This window comes from Ensifer sp. Root558 (assembly GCF_001427045.1).
GTDB classification, from domain to species: domain Bacteria; phylum Pseudomonadota; class Alphaproteobacteria; order Rhizobiales; family Rhizobiaceae; genus Ensifer; species Ensifer adhaerens.
Genome location: NZ_LMGC01000004.1, coordinates 29,695 through 50,627, shown reverse-complemented (window position 1 = coordinate 50,627; position 20,933 = coordinate 29,695). Strand labels below are relative to the sequence as shown.

18 protein-coding genes are annotated in these 20,933 nt (G+C 63.0%); 14 read left to right on the top strand and 4 right to left on the bottom strand.

Translation table 11 applies throughout. The features are described from left to right. The first annotated feature begins 75 nt into the window (after nucleotides 1-75). The 11 genes from aldA (at nucleotide 76) to ASD63_RS07955 (ending at nucleotide 12,581) form a co-directional block, all read left to right on the top strand. Entirely contained in the window at nucleotides 76-1,500 is a 1,425-nt protein-coding gene (aldA, locus tag ASD63_RS08005) for an aldehyde dehydrogenase (RefSeq protein WP_060528954.1), read from the top strand. A 107-nt stretch (nucleotides 1,501-1,607) separates the two neighbouring features. Beyond that, nucleotides 1,608-2,885: an MFS transporter gene (locus ASD63_RS08000; RefSeq protein WP_200953449.1), complete on the top strand. Its 1,278-nt coding sequence runs from the start codon at nucleotides 1,608-1,610 to the stop codon at nucleotides 2,883-2,885. Between the two features lie 5 nt (nucleotides 2,886-2,890). Then, on the top strand, nucleotides 2,891-4,108 hold the full coding sequence (locus ASD63_RS07995; RefSeq protein WP_034789633.1) for a mandelate racemase/muconate lactonizing enzyme family protein: 1,218 nt from the start codon (nucleotides 2,891-2,893) through the stop codon (nucleotides 4,106-4,108). A 21-nt stretch (nucleotides 4,109-4,129) separates the two neighbouring features. Beyond that, complete coding sequence (locus ASD63_RS07990; RefSeq protein WP_060529019.1) at nucleotides 4,130-5,743, top strand: GMC family oxidoreductase N-terminal domain-containing protein; 1,614 nt, start codon at nucleotides 4,130-4,132, stop codon at nucleotides 5,741-5,743. Nucleotides 5,744-5,985: 242 nt separating this feature from the next. Continuing rightward, the gene (gene ggt / locus ASD63_RS07985; RefSeq protein ID WP_060519315.1) at nucleotides 5,986-7,725 is read left to right on the top strand and encodes a gamma-glutamyltransferase; all 1,740 of its coding nucleotides are present in this window, start codon (nucleotides 5,986-5,988) and stop codon (nucleotides 7,723-7,725) included. Nucleotides 7,726-7,932: 207 nt separating this feature from the next. Continuing rightward, the gene (locus ASD63_RS07980; RefSeq protein ID WP_034789629.1) at nucleotides 7,933-8,289 is read left to right on the top strand and encodes an SPW repeat protein; all 357 of its coding nucleotides are present in this window, start codon (nucleotides 7,933-7,935) and stop codon (nucleotides 8,287-8,289) included. 669 nt (nucleotides 8,290-8,958) lie between these two features. After that, complete coding sequence (locus ASD63_RS07975; RefSeq protein WP_082572804.1) at nucleotides 8,959-10,092, top strand: YdcF family protein; 1,134 nt, start codon at nucleotides 8,959-8,961, stop codon at nucleotides 10,090-10,092. A gap of 235 nt (nucleotides 10,093-10,327) precedes the next feature. After that, entirely contained in the window at nucleotides 10,328-11,038 is a 711-nt protein-coding gene (queC, locus tag ASD63_RS07970; protein WP_060528952.1) for a 7-cyano-7-deazaguanine synthase QueC, read from the top strand. Then, a complete protein-coding gene (gene queD / locus ASD63_RS07965; RefSeq protein WP_060519321.1) occupies nucleotides 11,038-11,394 on the top strand; it encodes a 6-carboxytetrahydropterin synthase QueD in 357 nt (118 codons plus the stop codon). Before queC ends, queD begins: the two co-directional genes overlap by 1 nt. After that, a complete protein-coding gene (queE, locus tag ASD63_RS07960) occupies nucleotides 11,391-12,128 on the top strand; it encodes a 7-carboxy-7-deazaguanine synthase QueE (protein ID WP_060528951.1) in 738 nt (245 codons plus the stop codon). The genes queD and queE overlap by 4 nt, the downstream gene beginning before the upstream one ends. Nucleotides 12,129-12,230: 102 nt before the next feature. Beyond that, nucleotides 12,231-12,581 (top strand): DUF488 family protein, encoded by a 351-nt coding sequence (locus tag ASD63_RS07955; RefSeq protein WP_060528950.1) that lies wholly within the window; start codon nucleotides 12,231-12,233, stop codon nucleotides 12,579-12,581. A 19-nt stretch (nucleotides 12,582-12,600) separates the two neighbouring features. On the opposite strand, the gene ASD63_RS07950 is transcribed toward ASD63_RS07955, so the two are convergent. Together ASD63_RS07950 and ASD63_RS07945 are read right to left on the bottom strand one after the other, a co-directional pair. Further along, the gene (locus ASD63_RS07950) at nucleotides 12,601-13,446 is read right to left on the bottom strand and encodes an arylamine N-acetyltransferase (RefSeq protein WP_060528949.1); all 846 of its coding nucleotides are present in this window, start codon (nucleotides 13,444-13,446) and stop codon (nucleotides 12,601-12,603) included. 2 nt (nucleotides 13,447-13,448) lie between these two features. Continuing rightward, a complete protein-coding gene (locus ASD63_RS07945; protein WP_060528948.1) occupies nucleotides 13,449-14,615 on the bottom strand; it encodes a serine hydrolase domain-containing protein in 1,167 nt (388 codons plus the stop codon). 198 nt (nucleotides 14,616-14,813) lie between these two features. On the opposite strand from ASD63_RS07945, the gene ASD63_RS07940 reads away from it, so the two are divergent. From ASD63_RS07940 to ASD63_RS07930, 3 genes are all read left to right on the top strand, one after another. Further along, a complete protein-coding gene (locus tag ASD63_RS07940; RefSeq protein WP_060528947.1) occupies nucleotides 14,814-15,629 on the top strand; it encodes an SDR family NAD(P)-dependent oxidoreductase in 816 nt (271 codons plus the stop codon). Between the two features lies 1 nt (nucleotide 15,630). Next, nucleotides 15,631-16,530 carry a LysR family transcriptional regulator gene (locus ASD63_RS07935; protein ID WP_082572803.1) on the top strand — a complete coding sequence of 300 codons (900 nt, stop codon included), beginning with the start codon at nucleotides 15,631-15,633 and terminating at the stop codon, nucleotides 16,528-16,530. 149 nt (nucleotides 16,531-16,679) lie between these two features. Beyond that, nucleotides 16,680-17,531 (top strand): alpha/beta hydrolase, encoded by an 852-nt coding sequence (locus ASD63_RS07930; protein ID WP_060519334.1) that lies wholly within the window; start codon nucleotides 16,680-16,682, stop codon nucleotides 17,529-17,531. Nucleotides 17,532-17,588: 57 nt separating this feature from the next. On the opposite strand, the gene ugpC is transcribed toward ASD63_RS07930, so the two are convergent. Together ugpC and ASD63_RS07920 are read right to left on the bottom strand one after the other, a co-directional pair. Then, nucleotides 17,589-18,665: a sn-glycerol-3-phosphate ABC transporter ATP-binding protein UgpC gene (ugpC, locus tag ASD63_RS07925; RefSeq protein WP_060528945.1), complete on the bottom strand. Its 1,077-nt coding sequence runs from the start codon at nucleotides 18,663-18,665 to the stop codon at nucleotides 17,589-17,591. After that, on the bottom strand, nucleotides 18,662-20,926 hold the full coding sequence (locus ASD63_RS07920; protein ID WP_060529017.1) for a glycoside hydrolase family 2 TIM barrel-domain containing protein: 2,265 nt from the start codon (nucleotides 20,924-20,926) through the stop codon (nucleotides 18,662-18,664). The genes ugpC and ASD63_RS07920 overlap by 4 nt, the downstream gene beginning before the upstream one ends. Nucleotides 20,927-20,933: the final 7 nt, after the last annotated feature.

Sequence of the window (20,933 nt, the reverse complement as noted above, 5' to 3'; positions counted from 1 at the left end):
TGCTCTCTCCCGCGCAGTCCGCTTGTCCTGCGCGCCTTTGGCGCCGGGAGCTGCGGCCAACACATCCGAGATGCCATGAGCCCCTATCGCAATTTTTCCGGCGGTCGTTTCATCGAAAGCACGTCTGCGGTGACGATCGACGTCCGTAATCCGGCGACAGGCCAGGTCTTCACATCGGTGCCGGCAGCAACGGATGAGGAAGCAACAGCGGCGGTCGAGGCAGCAATGAAGGCGCAACGCGCCTGGGCGGCACTGCCGGCCATCCAGCGTGGCGATGCGCTGCGTCGACTGGCGACGGTGCTGGAAAGCCGGGCTGAGACCATCGGCGCTGCCCTGGCGAAAGAGTCGGGCAAGAGCCTTGCCGACGCGACCGCGGAAGTCATCTATGGCGCCGAACTGATGCGCTACCACGCCGAATGGGCGCGCCGCATCGAGGGCGAAGTGATCGAGAGCGACAATCCCGGTGAAACGTTGCTTCTCAAGCGCGTTCCGATCGGCGTCGTTGCCGGGCTGATCCCGTTCAACTATCCGATCTACACACTGGTGCGCAAAATCGCCCCGGCGCTGATTGCAGGAAACGCCGTTGTCGTACGGCCGAGCAACAACACGCCGACATCCGCCTTCGTTTTTGCCGAAGCGATCGTCGAGGCCGGCCTGCCGGAAGGTCTCGTCAACATCCTGACGATGTCGCATGACGTCGCGAAAACGCTCTGCACCCATCCCGGCGTCGGCATGATCACGCTGACCGGCAGCGTTTCGGCCGGCCGCATCGTGCTCGACTACTGCAAGGAAAACATCGCCAAGCCCTCTCTCGAACTCGGCGGCAAGACCCCCGTCATCGTCGAGCCGGATGCGGATCTCGATGCTGTGGCACAGGCGATCATCGCCGCCAAGACCGCCCATTGCGGCCAGGTCTGCACCAGTGCCGAGCGGCTCTATGTACACGAAAGCGTGCATGACACGCTGCTCGCCAAGCTGCGCGAAGGTTTCGCTGCCCGCGCCTTCGGCGACCGCGCCGAGGATGCGACCCGCATGGGCCCGCTCGCCAACGCCGCCGCGCAGAAACGCGTGCATGAAATGGTCGAGCAGGCGCGGGCGGAAGGCGGAACGGTCGAGACCGGCGGTTACCTGCCGGAAGGACCGGGCTACTTCTATCCGCCGACGCTGATTTCCGGCTGCCGCCAGGAGATGGAGATCGTGCGCGAGGAGGTCTTCGGGCCTGTTCTCGCGGTGATCCGCTACTCGACCTTCGAGGAAGCGCTGGCGCTGGCGAGCGACCATCAGTTCGGCCTGAGCTCGGTACTCTTCACCGAGAACTATCGCACCGTCATGCGGGCCAGCGACGCCATCGAGGCCGGCGAACTCTACGTCAACCGTTTCCCGGCGGACCCCTATCAGGGCTTCCACGCCGGTTGGAAACGCTCGGGCCTCGGCGGCGACGACGGCAAGCACGGCATGCTGGAATTCACCCAGACGCGCCTCGTCGTCCTGAAACACTGATCATTTGAAATGACGCAATTCCGGACGGGAACCGGAATTGTTCGGACATCAACATCAAGACCGGGCCGATGGCATGCTCCCGCCATCGGTCGGGGAGGAGACTACCCTTGAGCTCAATTTCCGAAACAGAAATCGCTGCGCCGTCCGTGTCGGCCCGCAGCCGTTACCTGCAACTGGCGCTGATCGTGATCGCCGCGGGCGCGATCTATCCGATCCTCTACCTGCGCCAGTCCTACCAGACGACGATGCTGGAGGTACTTAAGCTCACCAACACCGAGCTTGGCGTTCTCTATTCCATTCTCGGCACCAGCTTCCTGGTCGGCTACCTGCCGAGCGGCTGGCTCGCCGACCGCGTCCAGCCGCGCATCCTGATCCTCGTTTCCATGGTCGGCACGGGACTGCTCGGCCTCTGGTATGCGACGCTGCCCGGCTACTCATCGCTTCTCGTCATCTATTGTGGCTTCGGCGTCACGACGGGCCTGACGTTCTGGGCGGCGACGCTGAAGCAGGTGAACCTGATCGCCGGCGCCAATGAGCAGGGACGCTTCTTCGGCATTCTCGACGGCGGCCGTGGCCTGGTCGAGGCGCTGCTTGCCAGCGTCGCCATCGCGCTCTTTGTCTTCACGACGGAAACGCGCGGTGCCGGGCTTGCCATGGGTTTCCGTGATGTCGTGCTGCTCTATGCCGTTTTCTGCATCGTCGTCGGCATCGCCTATTTCGCCGTGTCGCAGCCCGTCGCTGTCGAGAAAGGCGCGCGCAAGCGCGAAGGCAACCTGCTTGCCGACATCAAGACGCTGCTCCGTATCCCCGAGGTCTGGCTCGTCGCCGCCATCATCTTCTGCGGCTATCACGTGTTCCTCGCGACCTACAGCTTCTCGGCCTATCTGCAGGAAGGCGGCTTCGGCATTTCCGCCGCCATGGCCGGCCTGATCGTCACGATCAAGCTCTGGCTGCGCCCGGTCGGGGGCATCGGCGGCGGCCTGCTCGGTGACCGCTACGGCAAGACGGGCATCCTGCTCCTGAGCTTCCTCGTCGCAGCCGCCAGCCTCGTGGCGATGATCGCCCTGCCGGGCATCGGCTCGACGGTCCTCTTCGTCGGGCTGGTGCTGCTCGTCGGCCTCATCACCTATACGATCCGTGGCCTCTACTGGGCGATCCTCGACGATTGCCACGTGCCGGCCAACATCACCGGCCTTGCGATCGGCATCATCTCGCTCGTCGGCTACGCGCCCGACACCTACCTGCCGCTCGTCAACGGATACCTCTCAGACCGTTATCCGGGCATCGCCGGCTACCAGTTCTATTTCGGCTACATCGCCGCCATCTGCGTCCTCGGCGCCATCGCCACCCTGGTGCTGATGGCCCGCCTCAAGAAAAAGGGATGACACAAATGAAGATCGCGTCTCTCAAGACCTATGCCGTCGCCGTCCCGCCGCCGCATGTGGGCGGAATGTACTGGATCTTCGTGCGCCTCACGACCGCCTGCGGCATCGAGGGCATCGGCGAGATCTACGCGACCTCGTTCCATCCAAAGGCGCTGACGCCGCTGATCGAAGACGTCTTCGAGCGGCATCTGCTCGGCCATGATCCGCACCAGATCGAGCGCTTCTGGCGCTCGGCCTATTCGAGCGGCTTCACCCAGCGCCCCGACCCGACGATGATGGGCATCGTCTCGGGTCTCGAAATCGCCTGCTGGGATATCATCGGCAAGGCCGCCGGCCGGCCCGTCGCGGACCTGCTCGGCGGCACCGTGCACGAGAAGCTCCGCGCCTACACCTATCTCTACCCGAAGAACGCGGCTGGAGAGTTCGACTTCAACGATCCGGATCTCGCCGCCGGATGCGCCGTCGAAATGGTCGAGATGGGCTTCACCGCCGTCAAGTTCGACCCGGCCGGTCCCTACACCAACTATTCCGGCCACCAGCTTTCGCTCGGCGTGATGGACCGCTCGGAGGAATTCTGCCGCAAGATCCGTGACGCCGTTGGAAGCAGCGCCGATCTGCTCTTCGGCACGCACGGCCAGATGGTGCCGTCCTCGGCGATCCGGCTGGCGCGGCGTCTCGAAAAATACGACCCGCTCTGGTTCGAAGAACCGGTTCCTCCCGGACAGGAAGCGGCGATGGCAGAGGTGGCGCGCGCGACCTCGATCCCGATTTCGACCGGCGAGCGCCTGACGACCAAGTACGAGTTCCAGCGCGTCCTCGAACTGAAGGCTGCCTCGATCCTGCAGATGAACGTCGCACGCGTCGGCGGGCTTCTCGAGGCGAAGAAGATCGCCGGCATGGCAGAAGCCTATTACGCCCAGATCGCCCCGCATCTCTATAACGGCCCGGTCGGGGCTGCGGCCAGTATCCAGCTGTCAGCTGCGTCGCCGAACTTCCTCATCCATGAGGCGATCCTCGATTTCAGCGGATTTCATGCGGATGTGCTGAAGACCAAGCTCGCCGTCGAGGATGGCTACATCATCCCGTCGCGCGAGCCTGGCCTTGGCATCGAGCTCAACATGGACGTCGTCGAAAAGCACACGCCGTACACCGGCGAGCGCCTGCACCTGCAGATGGACAGCCGGCCGGCGGACGTGAAGGCCTTCGCGCCGGCACGCGGATAACTCCGACGATAGGACATGCAGATGATCTACGACTACATCATCGTCGGCGCCGGGTCGGCCGGCTGCATTCTTGCGAGCCGGCTCAGCGAAAATGGTCGCCACAGGGTGCTTTTGATCGAGGCTGGCGGCAACGACAATTCCTTCTGGTTCAAGATCCCGGTCGGCTACGCCCGCAGCTACTACAATCCCCAGGTCAACTGGATGTATTCGAGCGAGCCGGAGGCCGAGCTTCAGGATCGCAGCATTTACGTGCCGCGTGGCAAGGTCCAGGGCGGATCCGGCTCGATCAATGCGATGATCTATGTGCGCGGCGCGCGCGACGACTTCGACGACTGGAAAAACGCCGGCAATACGGGCTGGGGCTATGACGACGTCCTGCCCTATTTCCGCCGGCTCGAAACCCATGCGCGCGGATCGTCCGAATGGCACGGCGGCGAAGGCCCGATCCACATCACCCCGATGCGCGGCATGACGCACCCGATCACCGACGCTTTCCTCGAAAGCTGCGGATCGTTGCAGCTGCCGCTGAACGAGGATTTCAACGGCGCCTCGATCGAGGGCGCCGGCGTCTACGACGTCAACACCAACAACGGCCGCCGCTCGCATTCGAGCGCGGAGTATTTGAGGCCCGCCCTCAAGCGTCCCAATCTCACGATCGAACGCTACGCGCAGGCAGAAAAGCTGGTCTTCGGCGAAGACGGACGCGTGACCGGTGTCGATGTCATCCAGAATGGGACGCGGCGTCGCTTCACGGCGGGGCGCGAGGTCATCCTGGCCGCCGGTGCGGTCGGTAGCCCGCAGCTGCTGCAGGTCTCGGGCATTGGCGACGGCAAGCAGCTGTCGTTGCTCGGGGTCGAAACGCGCCGGCATCTGCCGTCGGTCGGCTTGAACCTGCAGGATCATCTCTGCGCCAGCTTCTATTATCGCGCGACGATCCCGACGCTCAACGACGAGTTCGGCAGTCTGTTCGGCCAGATGCGTCTCGGTCTGCAGTATCTCTTGACCGGCAAAGGACCGTTCTCGATGAGCGTCAACCAGGCGGGCGGTTTCTTCCGCGGCCGGCCCGACGAAGAGCGGCCGAACATCCAGCTCTATTTCAACCCGCTCTCCTACCGCATCCCGACGGATCCGAAGGCCGGGCTGAAGCCGGAGCCCTATCCCGGCTACCTGATCTGCTTCAATTCCTGCCGGCCGACGAGCCGCGGCAGCATCTCGATTGCGTCCGGCGACCCCTCGGTGAAACCGCTGATCCGGCCGAACTACCTGACGACCGATCGCGACATCGACGAAGTGCTGCAGGGAAGCCGGCTTGTCCGCCGGATCGCGTCGGCCTCGGCACTCTCGTCGTTGACGGCGGAAGAGATTTCGCCGGCGCCGCGCGTGGAAAGCGACGAAGCGCTGATGGACTATTTCCGCGAAAACTCCGGCTCGATCTACCATCTTTGCGGCACCTGCGCGATGGGGCCGGACCAGGAGAGTTCGGTGGTCGACAGCCGCCTGAAGGTTCACGGCGTGCCCGGTCTCCGCGTCGTCGACGCCTCGATCTTCCCCAACATCACCGCGGGCAACATCAACGCGCCGACGATGATGGTTGCGGAGAAAGGTGCCGATCTGATCCTTGCCGATGCCGCCTGAGCGGCACGGCTTTTCTGTCGACTGGGGGACCCGACGCAGTGGCCGGTCAGGCATAGGGGTGTCGTTGAACGTCAGGCGTGATTTGCCATCGTCGATTGAGCGTGACTATACTTCCCGCACTTCATAGCCGTCCATATCAGGTGCTTGCCCCTACCGAACGATCGTTGCCACCGCGCTCGACGCGGCGAGACCACGGTCATTGAAATCTGGCAATGCGCCGCGACCCTGCGAGGGAGAGACGCATGCCGAGTTTCCGCTTGAAGACCCTGTCGATTACGTTGCTCTTTGCATCGAGCCTGACGCCCTGGGCGGTGCAGGCGGCTTCACCCGAGCCCGTGAAGGCGGAGCACGGCATGGTGGTCACCGCCCAGCACCTGGCATCCGATATCGGTGTTGCCGTGCTGAAAAGCGGTGGCAATGCCGTGGATGCAGCCGTTGCCGTCGGCTATGCGCTTGCCGTCACCTATCCGACCGCCGGCAATATCGGCGGCGGCGGTTTCATGACCATCCGCTTCAAGGACGGCAAGACGACGTTCCTCGATTTCCGCGAGCGGGCGCCTCAAGCCGCGACCAAGACCATGTATCTCGACGCCAAGGGCAATGTCGTCGACGGCCTGAGTACCGAGGGCTATCTCGCCGTCGGCGTTCCCGGTCCGGTCCTGGGCTTCGAAATGGCGCGCAGCCGCTATGGCACCAAGCCGCTTGCCGAATTGATCGCTCCGGCGATCGCGCTTGCCAAAGACGGCTTCGTGCTGGAGCAGGGCGATATCGATTCCTTCGAGGGCGAAACGGACAGGCTCGCCAAGGACCCGGCCGCGGCCGCGATCTTCCTGAAGGACGGCAAGCCGTTCGTCGCCGGCGAGAAGCTGATCCAGGCCGATCTTGCCGCATCGCTTTCGAGCATCGCCGAGAAGGGCACCGACGCCTTCTACAAGGGCGCGATCGCCGACCAGATCGTCAAGGCGAGCGCGGAGAAAGGCGGCGTGCTCGTCAAGGCAGATTTCGAGCGCTACGCCGTGCGCGAACTGGAGCCGGTCAAGTGCAACTACCGCGGCTATGACATCGTCTCCTCGCCGCCGCCATCCTCCGGTGGCGTGATCATCTGCGAAATCCTCAACGTTCTCGAAGGCTACCCCATTTCCTACATGGGCTATGGTGCCGCCGACACCGTGCATGTGATGATCGAGGCCATGCGCCACGCCTATGTCGACCGCAACACGTCGCTCGGCGATCCTGATTTCGTCGAGAACCCCGTCGCCAAGCTTACCGACAAGGCCTATGCCAAGGACATCCGCGACAAGATCGATCCGTTCCGCGCCGGCGTTTCCGCCACGCTGATCCCCAAGGGTTTCGGCGAAAGCAAGGAGACGACGCACTATTCGATCATCGACGACGAGGGCAATGCGGTTGCCGTCACCTATACGCTGAACGGCTCCTTCGGCGCCGGCGTCGTGGCGCCCGGAACCGGCATCCTGCTCAACAACGAGATGGATGATTTCACCGCCAAGCCAGGCGTGCCCAATCTCTACGGTCTGGTGCAGGGCGAGGCCAATGCGATCGCGCCCGGAAAGACGCCGCTGTCATCGATGAGCCCGACGATCATCTCCAAGGACGGCAAGCCCTTCATGGTGATCGGCAGCCCCGGCGGTGCACGCATCATCACCATCACGCTCGAAGCGATACTCAACGTCATCGACCACGGCATGAACATCCAGGAAGCGGTCGACGCGCCGCGCGTCCATCACCAGTGGCTGCCGGACAAGGTGTTCATGGAGCCCTATGCGCTCTCGCCAGATACCCGCAAGCTGCTGTCGGCCATGGGCCACAATGTCCAGATCGATGAAAGCTGGACGATCTGGGGACAGGCGACCGGCATCCTCGTCGGCGGCGAGAGCCTTTCGGACATCGAGGCCGGCGGCGGCGCCCGCTACAATGGCGCAGTCGACAGCCGCATCGGCGCGGGTGCTGCGCGCGGTTACTAGACGCACGCGAATCGGCGCAAAGCTGCGCCCTCGACACCCATTCAGAGCGGCGGATCGTCGGTTCGCCGCCTGATTTCGCGCATGCGACCACCGCGTGCTCACGCGAAAAAGATTTGAAAGCGGTTCCGGTTGAATTTATTATGTTTTCAGAGCGTGCGACCGCACGCGATCGTACGCTTTGGCCAAGCTTCATTCGTGGAGGTTGTCATGGCACTGATGGAAGGAAAGAAAGCACAGGACTGGATCAATCTGGTTCTTGCCGTCTGCCTGTTCGTCTCCCCCTGGATCATGGGTTTCGTTGTCGAAAGCGTTCCGGCCTGGAACGCTTGGGGCGCCGGCGTCGTGCTCGGCGTTCTGGCTATCGCGACGCTTGCCATGTTTGCGGAATGGGAAGAATGGGCAAGCCTCATCGTCGGGCTCTGGCTGATCGCTTCACCCTGGCTGCTCGGTTTCTCGACCAGTCCCAACCCCATGTGGACGCATGTCGTCCTTGGGGTGTTGGTGACCGCGCTCGCGATCTGGGCCGTCTGGGACGAACGGCAGCATCCGCATGCACATGCATGACGATGAGTAGAGAAGATTGCGGCCCGGCGCCGCAGCGCCGGGCCGCAATCAGTTTGCATCATTCGCTGCAATTTTGCGTTTGCGGCTGGCCGGATCGAGAGCGAAATCTGAAAAACCGTGCGGAACCGTCCTCTTCGGATTTGCGTGAGTTCAAAGGTCAGATCCCTTCGAACAATCCAAACGGGCCAGCGCATGGATTCACCTTACGGTGTCTTCGACAGCACGGCGCGCAACGACCGCCACGAACTCCCGAGCGCCGGGGTAGGTTTTCGGCTACCCGTCGGCAGCGAGGTCGCTGACGCAGGCTTTGCTCTTGCCGAACCATGGAAATCACTGCCGGCAAGCCAATGTTCATGACATCCTGGTCATTCAGCGAATGCGCACGCCCGCTGCGCGTGCAATTGGATAATACCAATATAACGCCAATCAGCGACTGTTTCGGAACGTGAACGCAACTTGTATGCGCTATCTGTAAGAAATGTAACACGAATTATCCCGGCTTCAGTCGCCATTACGGATAGTTGCGCCGCCGCGATCTGGACAGGTGGTCATGTTTTGGTATTTCTAATACTGGCCGCAAGGAGATGGGCCAAATCGGAAGTGAATACGGAACGCTATCGGCCCGAGGGCGAGCAAGCCGGCGGGCAACCGGAAAACTGGGAGATTTAAATGAAGCCGAGTGCCATTTTTGCCCCGTTGGGGTCGACCGTGACAGCATCGGGCACCCCGCGTTCGGTGAAGGCGGGTAGCGCACGGCGCCGCCTCCTTGGACTGTTGACAGCGACAGCGTGTCTCATTTCAGCGGTTCCAGCCGGCGCCTTCGACCAGGCAAACGCTGCCCGTATCAAACAGCTGGTCGACACCGGCATGCAGTATTACTGGTCGGGCGGCGACGTCAAAAAGGCGGAAGCCGAAGTCTTCAAGGGCATTACGCTGCATGGCAAATATGATGTCGTGGAGGAAGCCTTCAAGGAAGCGTCGACGCTCGCGCCTGAGCGGTTGGATTTCCAATATGCCGTTGCTGCGACCCAGATCATCCAGAAGAAGCTCGACGACGCGCAGGCGACCTTCCAGAGCATCCTTGGCAAGGACCCGACCGCTTTTGATGCGCAAAGCTGGCTTGAGGCAATTGCCCGCATCCGTGGCGATGAGACCGGCGCGGCGCTTGCCCACCAGGCTCTGGCCGGTCTCGATCGCGAGCGAGCGGAAGAGTATCGCAAGCGGTTTGTTCGCGCAGAACAGATCATGGCTGAAAAGCCGAACTTCGACGTCCCGACTGTGCCAGGGAAAGTCGTGATCGTCGCGCTGGGCTACGCGCTCGCCGATGACGGCAAGGCGCAGCAAACCTTGCTCGATCGTCTCGAGGTGACGTTGAAGGTCGCCGAGGCCAACCCGACAGCGCTCGTCATGGTGAGTGGCGGCGTGCCGAAAAATGGCGTTACGGAAGGTGACGTCATGTCCAAGTGGCTGGTCGACAAGGGTATCAGTCGCGATCGCATCATGATTGAGGACAAGTCGAAAGATACGATCGGCAATGTGATCAATGCCGCCAATCTCCTGGTGCGGCATCAGGCCGACACGGTAATCCTGGTGACCAGTTCGAGCCACATGCGCCGCGCGCGCACGGTCATGGAGGATGCCTTGAAGCAGCGCGACCTGCCATCGGCAGTAGTGCCGCTGAATGCACTGGACGCGCCAACCCAGGATGAAGCGGCAAAGATCGGGGCGGACGAGCGGTTGGTCATTTACCGTGATCTGATGCGTGTTTCGGGCGTATGGGCCTATCCGGGGCTGCAGCAGTAGTCATCGGAACATCCCCGAAAGCGCCTGATGCTTGCGCGTCCCACCCTTGCACTTAAGGGTGGGACGCGTGCGTTTCTGGCTCAGTTTGAGAATGCGCCGGTCGCGTGTATGGCACGCAGGAAGAGGCTGCGTACTCCCGCACTTCAACATAATGCTTCCCATCCGTCCTGCTTTGCCCTAGAAGGCGCGCCGTAATCCGGTCGCAGCCTACCCGGTCAAAACAAGGACACCTATCATGAAGACAATCGTCATCTGCTCCGGCGGATTGGACTCGGTATCGCTTGCCCACAAGGTCGCAGCCGAACACGAACTCATTGGCCTGCTCTCCTTCGATTATGGCCAGCGACACCGCAAGGAGCTGGACTTTGCCGCCGCCTGTGCCAAGCGGCTCGGCGTTCCGCATCAGGTCATCGACATCAGCGCGATCGGCGCCCATCTCACCGGATCGGCATTGACGGACGATGTCGACGTGCCCGACGGCCACTACGCCGAGGAAACGATGAAAGCGACGGTGGTTCCGAACCGCAACGCCATCATGCTCGCCATCGGCTTCGGGTTGGCAGCGGCGCAGAAGGCGGATGCGGTGGCCGTCGCCGTGCATGGCGGCGACCATTTCATCTATCCCGACTGCCGTCCCGGCTTCATCGACGCGTTTCAGGCGATGCAGAACTACGCGCTCGACGGCTACGCCGACGTCACGCTCTACGCGCCCTATGTGACGATTTCGAAGGCGGATATCGTCACCGACGGCGCGAGCCACCAGACGCCCTTCGAAGCGACCTGGTCCTGCTACAAGGGCGGCGCGCGCCATTGCGGGCGCTGCGGCACCTGCGTCGAGCGGCGCGAGGCCTTCCATCTGGCCGGCGTTGCGGATCCGACCGACTACGAAGATCCGGATTTCTGGGTGGCGACGACATCGGCCTTTGCGGCCGAGGAGGTGAAGTGATGTTCCGGATCACCAAGGAATTCCATTTCTCCGCCTCGCATCAGTTGAAGAGCCTGCCGGCCGACCATCAATGTGCGCGACTACACGGCCACAACTATATCGTCGAAGTCGAGCTTGCCGGCGCGGAGCTCAACGAGCACGGCTTCGTGCGCGACTATCACGAGCTTTCGCCACTGAAGCGCTACATCGACGAGAGTTTCGATCACCGCCATCTAAACGACGTTCTCGGCCACGACCGGGTGACGGCCGAATGTCTGGCGAAGCACTTTTACGACTGGTGCAAGGCGAGGCTGCCGGAAACCTCCGCCGTGCGTGTCAGCGAGACGCCGAAGACCTGGGCGGAATACCGGCCATGAGCGGGCCCGGCGAAACGCGCATCCGTGTCAGCGAAATCTTCGGGCCGACGATCCAGGGCGAGGGCATCCTGATCGGGCTTCCGACCGTGTTCGTGCGAACCGGCGGCTGCGACTATCGCTGCAGTTGGTGCGACACGCTGCACGCGGTCGACAGCGAGTATCGCGACCAATGGCTGCCGATGGGCGTCGAAGAGATCTGGAGCGAGGTCGTCACGCTCTCCGGTGGCAAGCCGCTGACGGTCTCGCTTTCCGGCGGCAATCCGGCGATCCAGCCGCTGGCGCCCCTGATCGCCCGCGGGAAAGCCGATGGCTATCGCTTCGCGCTGGAAACGCAGGGCAGCATCGCCAAGGACTGGTTTGCGGATCTCGACGTGCTGGTGCTGAGCCCGAAGCCGCCGTCGAGCGGCATGGAAACGGACTGGCAGGCCTTCGACGACTGTCTTCGAATGGCAGCGGATGGGCCGCAGGTGGCGCTGAAGATCGTCGTTTTCGACGAGCGCGACTATGCCTATGCCCGGGATACGGCGGCCCGGTACCCCCATCTGCCGCTCTACCTGCAGCCTGGCAACCATACGCCTCCACCCCCTGACGACGACGACGCCAAAGTCGACATCGACGGCATCATCGATCGCATGCTCTGGCTTGTCGGCAAGGTGACGGAAGATCGTTGGTTCGAGGCCCGCGTCCTGCCGCAGCTGCACGTCCTGCTCTGGGGCAACAGGCGCGGGGTGTAGGCGGCAGGCGCCCCCTTACCGCTTGCCGGCAAGCGCCTTCGCGCTTGGATCGCCAATCGGCGGCAGCTATGGTCCTCAAATCAAGACCAATGAGGGGCGTTCATGCAGCTGAAGACGAAACGTGTCTATGAGCCGAAGGCCGATGGCGACGGGATGCGCGTCCTCGTCGATCGCCTCTGGCCGCGCGGTTTGACCAAGGCGGAAGCCGCGGTCGATCTCTGGCTGAAGGACATAGCGCCGACCACGGAGCTGCGCCGCTGGTTCCATGCGGATGAAGGCACGTGGGAAGAGTTTCGCGAGCGCTACCTTGCCGAGCTCGACGGCAATCCGGTGGCAGTTGATCTGTTGCGACAGCGCATTGCTGAGGGCCCGGTGACTTTGCTTTACAGCGTGAAGGATGAGGCCCGCAATCATGCGGAGATCCTCAAAGGCTACATCCTTACCCATCGATAGACGAGGCGCCGGGTTCACGTCATGCCGTTGGAATGGATGCCTCGAATGCGCCGCCGGCGCGCGCAGCGATCCGGCGCCAGTCGCCGTCGAGGGGTAATCCGAAGACGTTGATAAGGGCAGATTCGATTGCCGGTGTATCGAATTCTTGGCGCGTCACGGTGCCGTTCCTGTCACGGATCGTCAGCCGGTTTCCGAGCAGGATGTTACGTGTCTCCTCGGTGGTCAACGTCACCAGCAGGGTCTGTCGGAAAAGCGAATGCGGATCCGTGTATGTCGCGATGTTTGCGATCCTATACGCGTCCTCTCCACAAATGCTCGGCGATACCTCGTAGACCGGTACCCAGTCACGACCAAGTAATGCCTCCAGCACGTAGCCATCGAGCGTTCGGCTGAGACGGAACGGCTCATGCTGCGTCGGTTGCGGCGTGGTCCGGTCGAAACGCAGCGGCGCGGTCGGCACGCAACTGCCGAAGCCGACATCGACCAGATAGCCGACATCGTTCACGAAGACGCGGAGCGCCATGTGCGACCAGGCCGGCGGCGGCGCGCCCGGGGCGCGCATCCACAGGACGCGGGCGATCAAGGGATCCACCCGGTAGCCGAGCGACGTGAGCACGCGCTGCAACAGGCCGTTCTGCTCGAAGCAATAGCCGCCACGCCGGCGGTCGATGAGCTTGGCGTCGACCGCCGCCGGCGAAAGGTCGATCCGACGGCCGAGAAGCACGTCGATGGCCTCGAAGGGGATCGACGCGGCATGGCGGGCGACGATCCTGCCAAGCGTTGTGAGATCGGGCGAGAGCGGCCCGACATGACCGATGCGGGCGAAGTAGCGGCCGAGGTCGACGGGAAATGAGGCGCTCCGCATGGCTAGAGGCTCCGATAGATGGCGTCGCGAAGATCGTCCGGAAAGCGTCCGTTCATGCCCTCAAAAGCGGTGTTGGTGAGCGCAACGACTGTCAGGCCGCGGGCCGAGTCGATGAAGCACTTGTGCCCATAAGCGCCGTCCCATTGCAGCGTGCCGCGCGACTGCGGTGTTCCCGCCATCTCGGGTTCGACAAGCACGGCGCCGCCGAAACCGAACTCCCACCCGGCGCCGGCGGCCAATCCGCCCGTCCTTGCCTGAATGTCGAACATCGAGCGGGTGCTGGCGGCGTCGAGCACCGGCGAGTGTCCGGTCCTGAGGCTTTCGAGAAGGCGGATCACGTCGCCGGCGGTGCCTGCCATGCCGGCACCGCCGGAGGGAAAGGCCCGCGGGTTCAGGATCCGGCCGGGCGAGAGGCGCACGGGATTGCCAAAGAAGGGAACCGCGTCGTCGCCAACGAGCCGCCGTGGCCGCGGCGAGGCATCGCCATAGTGGACCACGAGCCTGCGTTTATCGGTCACGGAAAAGGCGGTGTCGTTCATCCCCATCGGGCGTGTGACGAGCGCAGCAATCGCCTCCGGCAGCTTTGATCCCGTCGCCTCTTCGATAACGGCGCCAAGCACGTCGAGGCTCATCGAATAGCCCCAGCCGTGTCCGGGCGGATAGGATAACGGAATGGCGGTGAGCTTGCCGATGAGGGCGGTGAGATCATCGTCGGTGTCGTCGAGGCCGCTGCTGATGGCGTGCCGGCGATAAGGGCCGTCGCCTCGCTCCATGAACACGTAGCTCAAACCGGCACTGTGCGTCAGGAGTTGGCGGATGGTTATCCGAGGCTCGCTGCCGTCCGGCAGCTGCGGCCTGAACGCGGGCAGCCATTCCGACACGATATCGTCGAGACCGATGGTGCCGCTTTGCGCTAGGTTGAGAGCGGCGACCGTGACGATCGGCTTTGCGACCGAGGAGAGCAGGAAGATGCTGTCCTCGGTCATCGGCCGGTCGGCCTCACGGTCCGCAAGCCCGGCGGCATGTCGGTAGCCGGGCTTGCCGTCGATAAGGATCTCGACGACTGTGCCGACGATGCGCTGTTCATCCAGGGCTTCCGCGATCACCCGGTCGAGTTCGGCCTTCAGCCGCGTTCTGCGCTCCGATCTTCCCTGTCTTGTCGCATCCATGCTCGTCTCCTGTGCTCCTCGAAACTGCGGCCCGGTCGACGCTTCAGGGCGAAATTCGGGCTCCCGGACAAAGGCAAAGCCCGTTCGCAGCGAAGGTCGATCGTCTGTTCCCGTATGGGAGGCATACGCGCCTGCACGAGGCAGCCGTCGTCGTCCGGCGCTAAAAACGGTGCGACAACGTCAGATGGAGTCGGGTTGATGAACACAAACAATCTGGGATTTGCAGGCAAAGTCGCCTTAGTCGCAGGCGCCAGCAAGGGTATCGGCGCGGCCACCGCCCGCGCCTTTGCGCAGGCCGGCGCATCCGTTGTCCTTCTTTCCCGCTCGCAGCCGGCGGTCGAGGCGTTGGCGGTTTCCATCCGCCAGGCCGGCGGCGACGCACTGGCGATCGCGGCCGATGTCGGCGACGAGAATGCCATGAAGCAGGCGCTTGCAAGCGTGATGCAGCACTATGGCCGGCTCGACGCCGCCTTCAACAATGCGACGGATGGAACCATGCCGGCCCCGCTTGCCGATCTCGACATCGAAGGGTTCGATCGCGGCATCCGCACCAACATTCGCGGCACCTTTCTCGGCATGCGTTACCAGATCGAGGCGATGGCGAGGGCTGGTGGCGGCGCGATCGTCAACATGGCCTCCGTCGCCGGCATCAACGGCGCCTCCGGGCTTTCCGCCTATGTCGGTGCGAAGGCCGGGATCATCGGGCTGACAAAGGCGGCGGCGCTGGACTATGCCGACCAGGGCATCCGGATCAATGTCGTTGCGCCCGGGCCGATCCTCACCCACCATCTCGAGGCCGCCGGCGCGGACATCCAGCGGCACGCAGCACTTTCGACGCCGATGCGCCGGCTTGGCCGGATGGAGGAGGTGGCCGCAAGTGTCCTCTGGCTCTGTTCCGATGCGGCGAGTTACATCACCGGCGTGGTGCTGCCGATCGACGGGGGCATGACGGCGGGCACGAAAGTGCCTATGAATTACCGTCGAGGCGAGCCGCCTCGGCCGGCTGAACCCTGAGGTGCCTGTGGACTGGGAAGAACTCCATCTTGTTCAGCACTTGGTCCGCCACGGCTCGCTGAGTGCAGCGGCCCGTGCGATGGGCACCACGCAACCGACGCTCAGCCGTCGCCTCGAGGCTTTTGAGCAGAAGACGCGCAAAACGCTGTTCGAGCGGCAACCGGGCGGCCTCGTGCCGACCGCCGTGTGCCTCTCCATCCTTTCTGCGCTCGAGCACATGGAGGCGAACGCGCTTGCGGTGGAGCGGCGCCTTGCGGTGCAGGACGACGCACTTGAAGGCACCATCACCGTGACCAGCCTCGACTGGATCGGAGACTACCTCCTGGCGCCGATCCTGACCAAGTTTGCAGCAATGCATCCCGGCGTCAGCATTCACCTTTTGAACGATGGCCGGCGCTTCAACCTGTCGCGACGGGACGCGGACATCGCCTTGCGTTTCGGCAGTTTCGACCAAAACGATATCGTCGAGCGCAAGGTTGCCGATGTCGCCTACGGCCTGTTTGCAACAGAGGCCTACCTTGATCGTTTCGGCCATCCGGATGTTGCGGGCGAAGGCAGGAACCAGACGATTGTCGAGCTGGTGGAGGTGCCTGTGCGGGTATCGCTCTCGACCTGGCTGAAAGATCTTTTGCCGGAGGCGAGAGTGCTGCTGCGCACGAATTCGATCCGCTCGCAATTGAGTGCGGTTGAGACCGGACAGGCACTTGCCCCGCTGCCGCACTTTATCGCCGCCGACCGGAATGGCCTTGTGGCCCTTGACCTCGGCGTTGCCGCGCCGGTTCTGCCGCTGAAGCTCGGTGTTCACCCGGAATTACGTGAATTGCCCCGGGTGCGAAAGCTCATGGATTTTGCCGTATCGCAGTTCGCGCCCCTGCGGGTGAGCCTCAACCCGTCAGGCTGAAGCGCAGGCGGACCAAGGCGCGACGCGTTTGCTGGGCACCGCAACGAATGCGCGAAATTTTCTTGGCTGTCGATGTCGGGAGATGACGACGTCATGCGTCTTAATCTCGAAGGCGGTGCTCAACCGCGCTGACAACAAGGAGATTGAGAATGTTTCGTACCGCTTTGATCGCTGGCGCCCTGCTCATGTCCGGCACTGCCTTTGCCGAGGCTGAGACCGTCGAAGTCAACGGCATGAAGATGTATTACGAGGTCTCGGGCGAGGGCGAGCCGCTGGTCGTGCTACACGGCGCCTACATGAACATTCCCTCGATGGGTGCGATCATCCCGAAGCTGGCCGAGACCCACAAGGTCTATGCAATCGAGTTCCAGGGCCATGGCCGCACCACCGATATCGATCGCCCGATCACCTATCCGAACCTGGCCGACGACGTCGCCGCCTTCATGGATGCGGTGAAGCTGGAGAAGGCCGATGTCTTCGGCTACTCGATGGGTGCGGCTGCCGGCCTGCAGCTGGCAATCCGCCATCCGGACAAGGTGAACAAGCTAGCCGCCGCGTCCGTCGGCTACGATGCCGAGGGCTGGCAGCCGGAATTCAAAGCATTCATCCCGCAGATGACTGTCGAGATGTTCGTCGGCATGCCCTTTGCCGAAGACTACCGCAAGCTCGCCGCCAATCCGGATGGGTTTCCCGATCTGGTCAAGAAGCTGATCCAGCTCGAAAAAGAACCGATGGCCTGGGAGCCGGATGTCAAGGCACTGAAGACCCCGGTTCTCGTCATCGCCGGCGATGCCGATGTGGCGACGTTGGAGCACACGGTGGCACTGTTCCGCCTGCTCGGTGGCGGCGCCATGGGCGACATGGGAAAGCCGCTGTCGCCTTCGCGGCTCGCGATCCTGCCGGCGACGTCGCACACCGCCGTCATCAACCAGACGGAACTGTTGGAGGCTTTCATCGAGCCCTTTCTGAAGGGTGAGACACCGAAGGGCATGTTCCCGTGACAACGACGAACAGCGCCATCTTCGCAGGTGGCGCCGCCCCCCTATGGTGGATAGCTTCTAGCGCAGGCGCCCGCCGTCTGCGTCGAACACCAGAGCGGCTGTGGGCTCGAAACGGGCGGCGATGCTGTCGCCGGACGTCAGGCCGCGGCCGTTTTTTGTTTCGATGATGATCAGTTCGCCGTCGCCGTGCCGGGCATAGGCAAAGGTCTCGCCGCCCAGATGCTCCAGCATGTCGATCGTCAAATCGAGGCTCGCCGAGCCGCTGTCGCCGAAATGCTCGGGGCGAATGCCGATGGTCACGGTGCTGCCGGGCGTTACGCCCTTGACCGCAATCGGCAGCGTCGCATTGCCGAAATCCACCAGGCGGACATGTTTCTCCCCGCCCGCGTTTGTTTCGACGATCCCCTTCAAAAAGTTCATCTTCGGCGAACCGATGAAACCGGCGACGAAGAGATTGGCCGGATCGTCGTAGAGGTCGAGCGGCGAGCCGACCTGCTCGACCACGCCGCCGCGCATGACGACGATCTTGTCGGCAAGCGTCATCGCCTCGACCTGATCGTGGGTGACGTAGATGATTGTCGTCGCAAGCTTCCTGTGCAGCCTGGCGATCTCGATACGCATGTGCACGCGCAGTTCCGCATCGAGGTTCGAGAGCGGCTCGTCGAAGAGAAAGATCTTCGGGTGCCGCACGATCGCCCGGCCGATCGCCACGCGCTGGCGCTGGCCGCCCGAAAGCTGTTTCGGCTTGCGGTCGAGCAGCGGCCCGAGTTCCAGGATGTTCGCGGCTTCGCCGACGCGTTGTGCGATCTCGGCCTTCGGCACGCCGGCAAATCGCAGCGCGAAACCCATGTTCTCCCGTACTGTCATATGCGGATAGAGCGCATAGGACTGGAACACCATGGCAATGCCGCGTTTCGACGGATCGACATCGTTCATGCGCTCGCCGCCGATCGTGAGATCACCTGACGTGATCTCCTCCAGTCCGGCGATCATCCGAAGCAGGGTCGACTTGCCGCAGCCGGATGGCCCGACGAAGACGACGAACTCACCGGTCTTGATGTCGAGATCTACACCCTTGATGACCTCGAAGTTGCCATAGGACTTTCTGACGTGCTTAAGTTGGAGTTCGCTCATGCAGCCGCCGCCTCGTCCGACACTGCCGAAAGCTCCAGCCTCACGGTTCCAAGCCGCGTCGAGGTCACCGCGACGGCGATGCCGCCGGCAGCACCCGTCGTTTCCAGCCAGAAGCCGGTCGAACCGCCCTGGAAGATCAGGCGATCGGGGCCGAGCAGGCGGGCAGGGCCGGTGACTGTCACGTCGACCGCGTCATTGAGGAAGGGCAGGATGTTGCCGGCCTGATCGAGCGCGCGCACGATCACCCGCACGCTGTCGCGCCCTTCGGCCCGAAGCGCCGTGCTGTCGGGGACGACTTCCAGCGCCGTCGGAACCGGATCGGCGACCATGCGGAGGTTGGCGGCGGGCTCGCCGTCGATAAAGCCGGTGAAGGCTGCGTCATCCCACTTCATGCCCCAGACGCCGAGTTCGTCCTTGGTGAAGTGGCGATGGTCGATGACGACGGGCGGGTGCGGCAGATGCGGGAAGTTCTCGCGGTCGGGGCCGACGCGCTTGACGAGCGATCCGTATTTCAGCTCGACCTCGTCGCAGTTGGTGAGCACGATCAAGGGCAGCACGCCGCCGATGTTACGCTCGCCGCGTGCCCAGAAGGTGACCGGCTTCATCACCACGCCCTCCGACGGTTCGCATTGGCTGGCATAGACATAAGCCGCGAATTTCGGCTGGCGGAACATGTCCATGACACCGTGATAGCAGATCCGGTCGCCGGAGCCGAAGTCCTTGTGGGTGTTGTAGTCGAACATGCACCAGCCGACGGCGCCTGAAATGCTTGGGTCGCCATAGGCCGCGTTCAGCACTTCCAGGTGCCGGCGCACATGCTCTGCCTGCCGTTGCTCCTGGTCGTAGATCTTCGTCGGAAACATGTGGCCGCCGAATTCGGTGATGAGATAGGGCACCTTGCGGGTGAGCCCGGTGCATTCCTGCTGCGGACGTAGCGCCGTGCGCGGGCGGTTTGCGCCCGGCAGTTCCTCGTTGCCGAGGATAAAGTCGTTCATGGTGTAGACGTCTTCGAGGTATTCGCTGTCGGTAATGTAGCGCACGCCGCCGGTCTGGCGCGTGGGGTCGAGTTCGCGTGCGAGCCGGTTGGTCTCGACGTAGAAATCATGCGAGTCCTGGGATTCGTTGATGCGCACGCCCCAGATGATGATCGACGGGTGGTTCCAGTCGCGCTCGATCATGCGGCGGACGTTTTGGATCGCCTCCTGTTTCCAGCCCTCGCCGCCGATATGCTGCCAGCCGGGGATTTCCTCGAAGACGAGCAGGCCGATGCGGTCGCAATGGTCGAGGAACCACTTGGATTGCGGATAATGCGAGGTGCGCACGAGGTTGCAATGCAGCGTGTTCTTCAGGATCTCGGCATCGCGCTCCTGCGCCGTGCGGCCCATGGCGTAGCCGACATAGGGGAAAGCCTGATGGCGGTTGAGGCCGCGGATTTTCAGCGGCCGTCCGTTGAGCTTGAAACCATCCGTGGTGAACTCGGCGGTGCGGAAGCCGAAGCGTGACGACAGCCGGTCGCTGCCGCGATCGCTGCGCAGCTGCGCTTCCACTTCATAGAGAACGGGGCTGTCGATATCCCAGAGCGAGAGGCCCCTCAGACCCGTGATCTCAAGGGTGACGCTCTCGCCGCGGCTTTCACCGGCTGCTTCCGCCAGCACCTTGCCGTTCGCGTCCTTGAGGAGTGCCGTGACCGTGCCGGCAAAGTTGACGCCTTGCGGATTGCCGAGATCGCAGCGGATCGAGACGGACTTGGCATCGCTGAGCGCATCGCGGGGTTCGATCTTGAGATTGGCGATCGAAACGGCATCGGTGACCTTCAGCCAGACGTCGCGATAGATGCCGGCATAGGTGAGATAGTCGATGCGGCCGCCGAAGGGCGGGATCTCAGGGTTTTCGCTGCCGTCGATCTTGACCGTGATCAGGTTGTCGCCTTCCCGCAGCTTATCCGTCAGTCTTGCTTCAAAGGGCGTGTAACCGTCCTTGTGGGCGATGATCTCCTCGCCGTTGAGATAGACGACGGCGTCGGCCATGGCGGCGTCGAACACGAGCGAGACGTCGCGGCCGTGGAACTCGCGACGCCAGGTAAGCACCTTCTGATAGGTGAAGGCGCGCTGATAGGATGCCTCGTCGAAATAGTTGAACGGCAATTCCACCGCATTGTGCGGCAGGCTGACCGATTTGCCTGCCTGCAGCCGGCCAGCGCTTGCCGCATCGAAGCCTTCGGAGAAAGTCCAGGTATCGTTGAAAGAGGTAACAGAACGCATGATCATT